12 protein-coding genes are annotated in these 12,490 nt (G+C 36.7%); all 12 read right to left on the reverse strand.

The window, feature by feature from the left end; translation table 11 throughout:
* Positions 1-159: 159 nt before the first annotated feature.
* The 12 genes from KM149_RS07845 to hslV all read right to left on the reverse strand — a co-directional run bounded on the left by KM149_RS07845 (position 160) and on the right by hslV (position 12,486).
* Positions 160-1,866 carry a proline--tRNA ligase gene (locus KM149_RS07845; protein WP_241415278.1) on the reverse strand — a complete coding sequence of 569 codons (1,707 nt, stop codon included), beginning with the start codon at positions 1,864-1,866 and terminating at the stop codon, positions 160-162.
* Positions 1,867-1,891: 25 nt separating this feature from the next.
* Entirely contained in the window at positions 1,892-3,178 is a 1,287-nt protein-coding gene (rseP, locus tag KM149_RS07850) for an RIP metalloprotease RseP (RefSeq protein ID WP_214970395.1), read from the reverse strand.
* A complete protein-coding gene (dxr, locus tag KM149_RS07855; protein WP_182280463.1) occupies positions 3,178-4,308 on the reverse strand; it encodes a 1-deoxy-D-xylulose-5-phosphate reductoisomerase in 1,131 nt (376 codons plus the stop codon). The genes rseP and dxr overlap by 1 nt, the downstream gene beginning before the upstream one ends.
* Positions 4,309-4,327: 19 nt before the next feature.
* Positions 4,328-5,110 carry a phosphatidate cytidylyltransferase gene (locus KM149_RS07860; RefSeq protein ID WP_214970378.1) on the reverse strand — a complete coding sequence of 261 codons (783 nt, stop codon included), beginning with the start codon at positions 5,108-5,110 and terminating at the stop codon, positions 4,328-4,330.
* Between the two features lie 14 nt (positions 5,111-5,124).
* Positions 5,125-5,886, reverse strand: a complete 762-nt coding sequence (locus KM149_RS07865; RefSeq protein WP_214970375.1) for an undecaprenyl pyrophosphate synthase — start codon at positions 5,884-5,886, stop codon at positions 5,125-5,127.
* A gap of 330 nt (positions 5,887-6,216) precedes the next feature.
* Complete coding sequence (gene frr, locus KM149_RS07870) at positions 6,217-6,771, reverse strand: ribosome recycling factor (protein WP_016424913.1); 555 nt, start codon at positions 6,769-6,771, stop codon at positions 6,217-6,219.
* Between the two features lie 17 nt (positions 6,772-6,788).
* A complete protein-coding gene (gene pyrH, locus KM149_RS07875; RefSeq protein ID WP_016424912.1) occupies positions 6,789-7,511 on the reverse strand; it encodes a UMP kinase in 723 nt (240 codons plus the stop codon).
* Positions 7,512-7,661: 150 nt separating this feature from the next.
* Entirely contained in the window at positions 7,662-8,540 is an 879-nt protein-coding gene (tsf, locus tag KM149_RS07880) for a translation elongation factor Ts (RefSeq protein WP_050332198.1), read from the reverse strand.
* 223 nt (positions 8,541-8,763) lie between these two features.
* Positions 8,764-9,561, reverse strand: a complete 798-nt coding sequence (rpsB, locus tag KM149_RS07885) for a 30S ribosomal protein S2 (RefSeq protein ID WP_016424910.1) — start codon at positions 9,559-9,561, stop codon at positions 8,764-8,766.
* 164 nt (positions 9,562-9,725) lie between these two features.
* On the reverse strand, positions 9,726-10,499 hold the full coding sequence (codY, locus tag KM149_RS07890; RefSeq protein ID WP_050331206.1) for a GTP-sensing pleiotropic transcriptional regulator CodY: 774 nt from the start codon (positions 10,497-10,499) through the stop codon (positions 9,726-9,728).
* Positions 10,500-10,518: 19 nt separating this feature from the next.
* Positions 10,519-11,928 (reverse strand): ATP-dependent protease ATPase subunit HslU, encoded by a 1,410-nt coding sequence (gene hslU / locus KM149_RS07895; RefSeq protein WP_241415279.1) that lies wholly within the window; start codon positions 11,926-11,928, stop codon positions 10,519-10,521.
* Between the two features lie 15 nt (positions 11,929-11,943).
* Positions 11,944-12,486 carry an ATP-dependent protease subunit HslV gene (hslV, locus tag KM149_RS07900; RefSeq protein WP_050345736.1) on the reverse strand — a complete coding sequence of 181 codons (543 nt, stop codon included), beginning with the start codon at positions 12,484-12,486 and terminating at the stop codon, positions 11,944-11,946.
* Positions 12,487-12,490 lie beyond the last annotated feature (4 nt).

Raw genomic sequence — 12,490 nt, forward strand, 5'->3', positions numbered from 1 at the left:
TGACTTTCAAACCATTTTATATTTCATACGGGATAAGGCTGAGAAATCAATAGATTCCTCAGCCTTCTTATTGTTGTTGCATCATCAATAGAACCCAATCGGTTAACCCATCGTGAAGCAATATGCTTATTTTTATTATAACAAATGATTGGCATCTTCTTACTGAATTTGTTCATTACATTTTTCTAAATGCGCTAATAAAGCATCAACATGGATTTCTTCAGTTTCACCATTATCTCTTCTTTTAACTTCTACAATACCCTCAGCTGCATTTTTTCCGACTACCACACGAAGTGGTAAACCAATCAAATCTGCATCATTGAATTTCACGCCTGCACGCTCATTTCTTTCATCATACAACACGTCATATTTTGTTTGTAATAAATCATATAAACGGTCTGCACATTCACGTTGATCTTCTTTTTTAGGATTCACTGTAATTAAATGAATGTCATAAGGTGATACTGCTTTTGGCCAAATGATACCGTTCTCATCATGATGTTGTTCAATAATTGCACTTAATGTTCGAGATACACCAATACCATAACAACCCATTGTAAGGTTTTGTTCACGTCCTTGTTGATTTAAAACGGTCGCATGCATTGACTCTGAATATTTTTCGCCTAAAACAAAGACTTGTCCCACTTCAATACCTTCCGCAAAACGTGCCGGACCGGATCCATCTGCTAGAGGCTCACCTTCCAGAATAAAACGAAAATCGCCATAAGCTTCAACTTTAAAATCACGATCTACATTGGCATTGACATAGTGATAGCCATCATCGTTAGCCCCTACAATTAAATTGTTTGCAGATTGAACAAATTGATCTGCATATACTTTGATATCTCTATCAGTAATTGGTCCTAAAGAGCCAGAAGTTGCATTTAGCAAATTACGTATCTCTTCATCTGAAGCGAGAGCAACATCGTCTGTTTTAAAGTAATCTTTAATTTTAACTTCATTGAGTTCATGATGTCCTCTAACTAAAATTAAAACGAATTCACCATTCACTTTGAAGACCATTGTTTTAGTGATGTTTTCTAAAGGCACACCTAAGAAATCAGCGACTTGCTTCGCTGTTTTCATATTCGGAGTCTCTACCTTTTCTAGGTCTTTTTGTGCATCTAATGTCGTATTAGACGCATAGTAAGGAACTTCTGCTTTTTCGATGTTTGCTGCATAGTCACTTTGTTCACTATAAACGATTGTGTCTTCACCAATTGCACTTAAAGCGTGGAATTCGTGCGTATGATTGCCACCAATCGCACCTGAATCAGCAACAACCGGTCTTACGTTTAAGCCTACTCGGTTAAATATCGTTTGATAAGCATGAAACATGTTTTGATATGTTTCCATTAAAGAAGCTTCATCCGTGTGGAATGAATAAGCATCTTTCATAATAAACTCTCTACCACGTAATAAGCCAAATCTCGGTCTTTTCTCGTCACGGAATTTTGTTTGGATTTGGAACAATGTTAAAGGCAATTGTTTATAAGAACGCAACTCGTCACGAACAAGTGATGTCACGACTTCTTCATGCGTCGGTCCAAGCGCAAACTCACGTTGATTACGATCACGAAGACGCATCAATTCCATGCCATATGCATCCCATCGTCCTGACTCTTTCCATAATTCAGACTGCTGTAATACAGGCATGACAACTTCTACAGCATCAATACGCTCCATTTCTTCACGAATAATTTCAGAAATTTTATGGATTACGCGTGTCGCAATCGGCAAGTAACTATATACGCCTGCTGCATTTTGTTTAATTAAACCTGCTTTTAATAATAGTTGATGGCTTTTTGCCTCTGCTTCAGCAGGTACTTCTCTTAATGTTGGAATAAAAACTTTTGATTGCTTCATCCTTCATTGTTCCTCCCTAGTCGTTTTATAAGAAATAACGTTGTATATCATTCCAAGTGACGAGCACCATAACAATAAGTACAAACACTGCACCCGCTGCTATGATCACTGTCTCAGCTTTTTTATTGGCTGGTTTTCTAAAGATGGCTTCGTAAAATACAAATAAAATACGTCCACCATCAAGTGCCGGAACAGGTAAAAGGTTCATAATACCTAAGTTCACACTTAATGCTGCAGTCCAAGTGATTAAATTAATGATTCCTGTTTTAACAACGGTGTCGACATTTTTATAGATACCGACTGGTCCATTTAACATATCAAAACTAAATGTCCCTGTGAAAATACTTGTAATCATACCAATAACTGCAACAAAGATGAGTTTCCCAAAGCGTAACGTTTCTTCAATACCAAAAATTAAAGGTTCGAATAGAGATCTTTCTTTTGTTGGTGTAAACCCTAGTTGATAAGACGTTTGTTTGGAAGTTTTAGAAGTTTGAATTTCAACTTTTTTCGGTTCAAACTTTTTATTAATCGTTTTACCGTTACGTTCAACTTCGACCGTCGTTTCGGCTCCTTTAGTTTGATTCAATGCTTTACTCACATCGTCAAAGCGGTTAATTTCTTGGTTTCCAATTTTTTTGATTGTGTCACCTTTGTGAAGACCAATTTGTTCTGCGGGTGAATCTTTTGCAATTTGATCAATTGTCGTACTTGGCACACCTTGATAATAGGCTAAACCAATTAACAGTACGAAAGCTAAAATGAAATTAAATAACGGTCCTGCAAATAAAGTTAAAAACTTTTGATACGGTTTCTTGTGTGCAAATTGTCGATCTCTCGGTGCAATTTGTATTAAGCTTCCATTTTGTACAAAATAGGCTTTCTTCGCTATTGAATAATGATGGCGCTCTTGATCATCGGCAGCAACACCTTCAATATACAATTGTTCTTGTAAATCAATTTTCTTTACTTCTATAGCTTCTATTTTTTGAAATTTATGTTGATCGTCTAAAATGATATGCGTTACTTCATTTTGATCGTTCACTTTAATTTTAACATGCATACCCGGCTGTACAGGCGCTTCTTCTAGTCCATCTCCAGCCATTCGAACATATCCACCTACTGGTAATAAACGAATAGTATAAAGGGTTTCATCTTTACGAAAACTGAAGATTTTGGGTCCCATACCAATCGCAAATTCTGGACACATGATACCTGCTCGTTTCGCAAAAAACATGTGACCGAACTCATGCACGAATACAAGCACACCGAATACGATAATAAAAGCGATAAGTGTTATTAACATAGGCACTACACCTCATATGATTTTGTTTTATAATAATGGTCGATTTCTAATATTTCTTCTAAAGATGGATCTGGAATCACTTCATGTGCTGCCATTTCACGCTCAATCATATGCTCAATTTCAAGAAATGTAATCTCATGGTTTAAAAACTTAGCCACTGCAACTTCATTGACGGCATTGAGTACAACTGGCATTGAACCACCTATACGCAGTGCATCATAAGCAAATTTCAAACATCGATATCGATCAAGATCCATTTCTTGAAAGTGCAATTGCGCCACTTGCGCTAAATCTAATGATGGCGCTCGATGTTCAATTCTCTCTGGATAAGTAAAGGCATATTGAATCGGCATACGCATGTCAGGGGTACCAAGTTGTGCCATCACACTCGTATCAACGAATTCGACCAGTGAATGGATAATACTCTCTTTATGCAAGATTGTTTTTATTTGATCTATTTTCAAATCAAACAACCATTTTGCTTCAATCACTTCAAAGCCTTTGTTCATCATCGTTGCAGAGTCAATCGTGATTTTATTCCCCATTGACCAATTGGGATGGTTCAATGCATCTTCCACAGTGACATGTTCTAATTGTTCACGCGTTAACTCTCGGAAAGAACCGCCACTCGCAGTAATTGTAACATTTTTAATTTTATGCATATCTTCACCATTTAAACATTGGAAAATTGCAGCATGTTCTGAATCTACAGGAAGGATATCAACACCATAACGCTTTGCGTGGGTCATGACAAGTTTTCCAGCCACAACTAAAGTCTCTTTATTCGCAAGTGCTATGTTTTTCCCTGCTTCAATCGCTTTCATTGTAGGCTCTAACCCGACACTTCCTAGAAGCGCATTTAAAACTAAATCGTTTTTTTCATATGTTGAAACATCGATTAATCCTTGGCGTCCACTCACTATGTTAGAATGATAAGGTTTTAAGCGTTCAACATCCGCTTCATCTTGAACAGAAACAATCTCTGGTTTAAACTTTTCAATCACTTCAATTGCAAATTCAATATTTTTCCCAACGGTAAAACTAATCAAGTTAAATGATTCTGGATGATGCGCAATCACATCAATCGCTTGCTGACCTATTGAACCTGACGCGCCTAAAATTGCTATATTTTTCATTAATGTTCCTCATTTCACTTTACATTTGAATTAAGAAAATATTCATTAAAGGTAAAACAAACATGAAACTATCAAAACGGTCTAAAATACCACCATGACCGGGTAATAAACGTCCAGAATCTTTCACACCAAAATGGCGCTTAAATCCTGATTCTACTAGGTCACCCAACTGTCCAAAGACACTGAGCACAACAGTTAATAAAAGAATTAAACTGATGTGATACTCAAATGATACAAAAAACATAAATGTAAGAGGTACGATGAGACTACAAATCAACCCCCCAACGAAGCCTTCAACGGTTTTATTTGGACTAATAATCGGCCATAGTTTATGTTTTCCAAAAAGTCGGCCAAAAATATACGCCCCTGTATCTGTTAACCAAACGATCAACAAACCAAATAGTATATATTGCAAGCCGGATTCTCTCGTTTCATAGAAGTACATGAATCCTATCCCTACGTAGGCAACAGACATTAAACAAAATGCTGAATCCATGAAACTAAAGCGGTTTTTGGACATCACCGTATAACTTAAAATAACAAAGCTCATCGCTATCAACGATTTCTGTTGTAATACGGGCACCCATGCGCCTAAATCTTGTGGAATCATAATAATAATCAGAGCCAAGGCACTGATTATCCCTGGTATTGACAGCAATTGAATTCGATTCATGTTTAAAAGTTCTTTTAAAGCAATTAAAGCTAATAAGAATGTAAAATACATCCATACTGATCCGCCAATCAGTAAAATAGGTAAGAAAACGATTAATGCGACAATCGTTGTGATTGTTCTTACTTTCATCCCACTACTCCTATCTACAATCCTCCAAATCGTCTTTGGCGTGATTGATATGTTTTTATACATGCTCTTAATTCTGCCTCATCGAAGTCAGGCCACAATTTAGAATTAAATATAAACTCACTATAAGATAATTGCCAAATCAAAAAGTTGCTTATACGTTGTTCACCTGAAGTCCGTATTAATAATTCTGGATCTGGGTAATCGTGTGTCATTAAATATTTTTGGAAATGCTGCTCAGTAAGTGCATCAATATCATCATCTGAAGCGTCTCGCATCTCTTTCATCATATTCTGAATACCATTGATAATTTCAGCTCGACCCCCATAATTGATTGCAAATATTAATGTCAATCCAGTGTTGTCAGCTGTTTTATTTTTAGCCTCATCTATGGCTTGAATTGTTTTTTCGGGTAAATCATTTATAAAACCAATCGTTTCAACACGTACGTTTTTTTCAATCAATTCGGGTAAAAATGTATTTAAGAAGTTAACAGGTAATCCCATGATATAGTTAACCTCTTCATCAGGACGTGACCAATTCTCAGTTGAAAATGCATAAAGTGTTAAATATTTAACATTCAAATCACTAGCTGCTCGCGTAATGGTTTTAATCGTCTGCATTCCCTGATAGTGACCTTTAATTCGTGGCATTTTTCGTTGCTTTGCCCAACGACCATTGCCATCCATAATAATCGCTATATGTTCAGGTATATTATGTAAATCGATTTGATCGACATGTTTTTGACTGTCGATTTTCTTCTTAAATTTCTTAAACATGCGCGTTCCTCCGAGCCTATTCCGTCTCTTAAAATATTATAATCTCTTTAGCGTACAATTATCTACCATTTTATCACACTCAATCAGCGCATTGAATAAACAAAGAAAAAAACTGTACCAAAGTCGTATTCGGTACAGCTCAGTGAGAAGGCAAACCATTTCTACAATTTTACTATGAAATTAGGGCGAGGAATCACGATATGATAAGAAATAAAACTTATAATATTGATTTTAATTTATCAATATAGCGCCTCTTGTAAATAAAGAAAAGCGTCAATTTCACCCTATTCATTTGATTGATTCTTGTCTACTCGTCGGTAAGTGTAAAACTTAAACTGACATAATATCTTTTTCTTTATCAGCAACTAACTGATCGATATCTTTAATTGATGAATCAGTTATTTTTTGAACTTCATCAGAACCATTTCGTAATTCATCTTCAGAAATTTCGCCATCTTTTTGTTGTCTTTTTAGATGATCATTTGCATCACGACGAATATTACGAACTGATACTTTTGCGTTTTCACCTGTTTTCTTTACATCTTTAACCAGTTCTTTACGACGTTCTTCAGTGAGTGCAGGCACCATAATACGAATCACTTCTCCGTCACTCGTTGGATTAACACCTAAGTTTGCGGCAATAATGGCCTTTTCAATATCACCAATAGATGTTTTATCGTATGGTGAAACAACAAGAAGACGTGCTTCAGGTACATTAATACTTGCTAATTGTTGGACTGGTGTTGGTGCACCATAGTAGTCCGCTTCAACGCCAGCTAATAAGTTAGAGTTTGCGCGTCCTGCATTAATTTGTGCCAATTCACGAGATAAATTCTCAATTGATTTTTTCATACGACTTTTAGCATCTTGAATAGTTTCTTTCATTTTTTTGCACCTCTATATTATTTTGTAATAATTGTCCCTATATCTTCACCTTGAACAGCACGTTTAATATTACCTTCTTCCATGATAGAGAACACTTTTAAAGGTATATTGTTGTCCATACAGAATGAAGAGGCTGTCGAATCCATGACTTGTAAACCTTCTTGTAACAATTGAATGTATGTTAAACGCTCATATTTTTTAGCATTCGGGTCTACTTTTGGATCTGCTGAATAAACACCATCAACATTATTTTTGCCCATTAAGATGACGTCTGCTTCAACTTCAGCAGCACGTAATGCAGCTGTTGTATCAGTTGAGAAGTATGGGTTACCGATACCCGCTGCAAAAATAACAACGCGTTTTTTCTCTAAATGACGAATCGCACGACGACGAATATAAGGTTCTGCAACTTGCTTCATTTCTATAGATGTAAGGACACGTGTATCACAATCAAGTTGTTCTAAGCTGTCTTGTAATGCAAGTGCATTCATCACTGTCGCGAGCATACCCATATAATCAGCAGTTCCTCGATCCATGCCTAAGTCACTACCAGTTTTGCCACGCCAAATGTTACCGCCACCCACGATGACAGCAACTTCTGTATCCATTTTTGCGACTTCTGCTACTTGTTGTGCAATGCTTTTAATAATCATTGGATTAATTCCAAATCCTTTGTCCCCTGCTAATGCTTCTCCACTCAGTTTCAAAACTACTCGCTTATATTTTGAAGTTTCAGTCATTATTTTAACCTCTCTATTCGTAATATGTAAAACAATACAAGTAAAGAAGACACAATAAGCATCACCCTTCTACACGGCTTCAATCTTGCATTGAAGTCCTGCAGAGGAGGACACGAAAGGTGTCTTCTTTCTTATACAAAACCGTGTCGATTATTTCATTTGTCCTTTTACTTCATCAGCAAAGTTTTCTTCACGTTTTTCTAAACCTTCACCAACTTCGTAACGAACGAAGTCTACTAATTGACCACCTTTTGATTTAAGGAATTGTTCAACTGTTTGGTCAGGGTCTTTAACGAAGTTTTGGTTAACAGCACAAATTTCTTGAAGATATTTGCGTAAACGACCTTCAACCATTTTTTCAACGATGTTTTCTGGTTTACCTTCATTTAATGCTTGTTGTTTTAATACTTCTCTTTCATGGTTGATTTCTTCTTCACTTACTTGGTCAGATGAAACGTATTTAGGGTTGATTGCAGCGATGTGCATTGCAACGTCTTTTGCTGCTTCTTCGTCAGTTGAACCTTCAACAACTGCAAGAACACCAATACGTCCGCCCATGTGTAAGTATGCACCGAATGCATCACTGTCTGATTTAGATTTGATTTCGAAACGGCGTAAGCTTAATTTTTCACCAATTGTTGAAATCGCTTCAGTCATATGTTCAGAAACTGTTTTACCGTTTGGTAACGTTGTTTCATTTAAAGCTTCAACTGAATCCGCTTTTGTTTCAAGAATTTGGTTAGCAATTTCTTTTACAAGTTGTTGGAAGCCTTCGTTACGTGCAACAAAGTCTGTTTCTGAGTTGATTTCTACGATAACTGCATCGTTACCTTTTACTTCAACATGCGTAATACCTTCTGCTGCAATACGGTCTGCTTTTTTAGCTGCTTTAGCAATACCTTTTTCACGTAAGTAGTCAATGGCTTTATCAATGTCCCCATCAGTTGCTTCTAATGCTTTTTTACAATCCATCATACCTGCGCCAGTTCTTTCACGTAATTCTTTAACAAGTTTAGCTGAAATTGCCATTCATGATTCCTCCAATATTCAATCAATATTTATTTTAAAAAAAGGGGCTGGGACATATTCACGTCTCAACCCAATGAAAATACTCAAAATGATAAAGTGGCAGTAGATGACGCGTTTGATTCTACACTTTAAATCAAGCTTTTCTCAATCCAAGTCATCTTTGCCATTAGTGGGTCGATGAAAACAAATAAGTTTCTATCCCACACCCATTTCAAGATGCGACTTAGTTAGATTCAACAGATGTTTCAGTTGTTTCTACTGCTTCAGCTGATTCGTTGTCTGCTTTTTCATCTTCAGTTAAGTCGATGTTTTGTTCAGCAGCTACTTCATCGTTTGATACACCTTGTTGTCCTTCTAAAATTGCGTCTGCCATTTTACCAGTTAATAATTTAACCGCACGAATTGCGTCGTCATTCGCTGGGATTACGTAATCAATTTCATCCGGATCACAGTTTGTATCAACGATACCAACGATAGGGATGTTTAATTTACGTGCTTCTGCAATTGCGTTGCGCTCTTTGCGTGGGTCAACGACAAATAATGCTTGTGGCATTGATTTCATATCACGAATACCGCCTAAGAATTTAATTAAACGGTCATATTCTTTTTTAAGTTCTACAACTTCTTTTTTAGGAAGAACATCAAATGTTCCATCTTCTTCCATTTTTTCAATTTCAGAAATACGTTGTACACGTTTAGAGATTGTTTTATAGTTTGTTAAAATACCACCTAACCATCTTTGGTTAACATAGAAGTGGCCAGCGCGTTCTGCTTCAGCTTTCACTGATTCTTGCGCTTGTTTTTTAGTACCTACGAATAAGACTTTACCGCCTTCTTCAGATACTTGTTTAATAAAGTTGTATGCTTCTTCAACTTTTTTCACTGTTTTTTGTAAGTCGATAATGTAGATACCGTTTCTTTCAGTGAAGATGTACTTTTTCATTTTTGGGTTCCAACGGCGTGTTTGATGACCGAAGTGAACACCAGCTTCTAGTAATTGTTTCATAGAAATTACTGCCATAATATAAATTCCTCCTATTGGTTTACATCCGCCACGAACACTCATATAAAAACGATGAAATTCATCGCACCCTTTTATACTTCGGTGTTGCGTGTGTGTTTTGACTTTTATAGCCGCTAATTAATATATCATAACATGCGCGAGTTTGCAACAAGGCAATCCAATTATTCTGCACGTGTTAATTCGTCTAAGAATGCTTCTTTCTTGACTTTAATAAAAGTCCCTTTCATACCTAAAGAACGTGATTCAATAACGCCGGCACTTTCAAGTTTTCTTAAAGCGTTAACGATAACCGAACGTGTAATGCCTACGCGGTCTGCAACTTTTGAGGCAATTAAGAGACCTTCTTTGCCACCGAGTTCTTCAAATATATGATCAATCGCTTCTTTTTCCGAGTAAGATAAAGAGTTAATTGCCATTGAGATTGCTGCTTTATCACGAGCTACAGATTCAATCTCTGAATGTTTTTCACGTAATATTTCCATACCAATTACTGTTGCAGCGTATTCACCAAGGACAAGGTCGTTTTCACCGAAATCATCTGCAACTCTGCCTAGCACAAGTGTAGCTAAGCGTTCGCCTCCACCAATAATTGGGAAAATTGTTGTTCTTGAATTTTTGAATAAATCTTCATTTTCTGGTGGGAATACTGATAAGTCACTATCAATTGTAATATTTGATGACGTTTCGTATACGTGCATTAATTTTTCTGTGTAAGCCTCTGGAATATGACGGTCCTCTAACATTTGAATAATACGTTCATTTTTAAGTAATTCATTCAAGCAAGATCCCAAAATTTTACCACGGCGAGAAACAATAAATACATTTGTAACTGTAACTTTACTCACCGTTTGTGCAACATCTTTGAAGTCGACAGAGATACCTTTATGTTTTTGTAACAAACTACTTAATTCTCTCGTTTTCGATAATAAGCTCATGTCATTTCTCCTTTTTTTCTTATAAAATAAATTCGCTTAAATCTTTGTTCGTTGAAATTGTTTTTAATTTATCGTCTACATATTGTGGCGTAATATCCACTTGAGCATGTGGCATATGTGGCGCTTCGAATGACAAGTCTTCTAACATTTTTTCTAAGATTGTATGCAGTCTACGGGCACCGATATTATCCGTTTCTTGATTGACATGATATGCCATCTCTGCAAGTCTGTATATCGCTTCATCTGTGAAATTCACTGTGACTTCTTCCGTTTGCAATAGCAACTCATACTGTTTAATCAGAGATAATTTTGGTTCTTTTAAAATTCTTACAAAATCATCTACAGTGAGATCTTTTAATTCCACACGAATTGGGAAACGGCCTTGAAGTTCTGGAATTAAATCGCTTGGTTTAGAAACATGAAACGCACCCGCGCCGATAAAGAGCATATGTTCCGTACTCACAGTACCATATTTTGTTCTTACAACGCTACCCTCAAGGATAGGTAAAATATCACGTTGCACACCTTGTCGAGAAACATCTTGACCACTGTTTTGGCTTGTCGTAGCAACTTTATCAATTTCATCTATAAAGATAATACCCATTTGCTCCGCAAGTTCAAGCGCTTCTTGGTTTGCCGTCTCATGGTCAATCATTTCATCAGCAAATTGATCAATAAGAATTTTACGTGCTGTTTTAACAGGTACTTCTTTTTCAACTTTTTTCTTAGGCATTAATTGGCTCATCATTTCTTGCATCTGTTCGTTTTGCTGTGTACCTAACATACCTAAAGCACCCGGATCTTGTTCTACTTTAACACGTACTTTTTCTTCTTCTAGCTTTCCGTTAAGGAGTTGGACTTTAATTTCAGAACGTTTTGTTTTGATTTCCTCTGTTGGCGGTTCTTCTTCCTCTTCTTCATTTTGCTGTCCAAAGTTTGGAATCGCACCACCAAATAAAGATTCTAAAGGATTATTTGTGTTTTTGCTGGCTTTTTTCTTAAGACTAGGTACAAGGAGTTTAACGAGCTTTTCGTTAGCTTTTGCCGTTGCTGCTTCAACAACATTTGCTTTTTTCTCATCTTTAACTAATCTTACCGAAACATCGACTAAGTCACGTACCATACTCTCAACATCTCTACCAACGTAGCCTACTTCAGTAAACTTGGTCGCTTCAACTTTTAAAAATGGTGCGCCTACAATTTTAGCCATACGACGGGCAATTTCAGTTTTACCCACACCTGTTGGTCCCATCATCAATATATTTTTAGGGGCAATTTCTTGTTTAACTTCATCATCAAGCAAACTACGACGGTAACGATTTCTAAGGGCAATGGCTACCTTTTTCTTCGCTTCATCTTGCCCAACGATATATTCATTGAGTTTATCTACGATGTCTTTAGGTGTATATATAATCGCATTGTTCTCCATGCTTTAAACCCTCCATTATAATTCTTCTACAGTGATGTGATCATTAGTGAACACGCAAATTTCAGAAGCCACTTTAAGACTTTCATAGGCCATTTCTCGTGCACTCATATGTGATGCGTGTCTTTTTAGTGCACGTCCGGCGCTCAAAGCAAAATTACCCCCCGATCCGATTGCAATTAAATCATCATCCGGTGCAATTACTTCACCTGTCCCACTAACGACTAAAATATTATCTTTGTTCATGACAATTAACATCGCTTCAAGTTGGCGGAGTTGTTTATCGCCTCGCCACTCTTTTGCGAGTTCTACAGCAGCTCTTTCCAAATTACCACTATATTGTTGTAATTTTCCTTCAAACTTTTCAAACAATGTGAATGCGTCCGATACACTACCTGCAAAACCAGCAACGACGCGGTTATTATACAATTTACGAACTTTTTTAGCAGTTTGTTTCATAATGACTTGTTCACCTAAAGTGACTTGACCATCTCCGGCCATTGCTGCTTCACCATTATGTCTTACTGCGTATATCGTTGTCGCATGAATTGATGAACTCATGTTA

It is taken from the genome of Staphylococcus coagulans, assembly GCF_022557135.1.
GTDB lineage: Bacteria > Bacillota > Bacilli > Staphylococcales > Staphylococcaceae > Staphylococcus > Staphylococcus coagulans.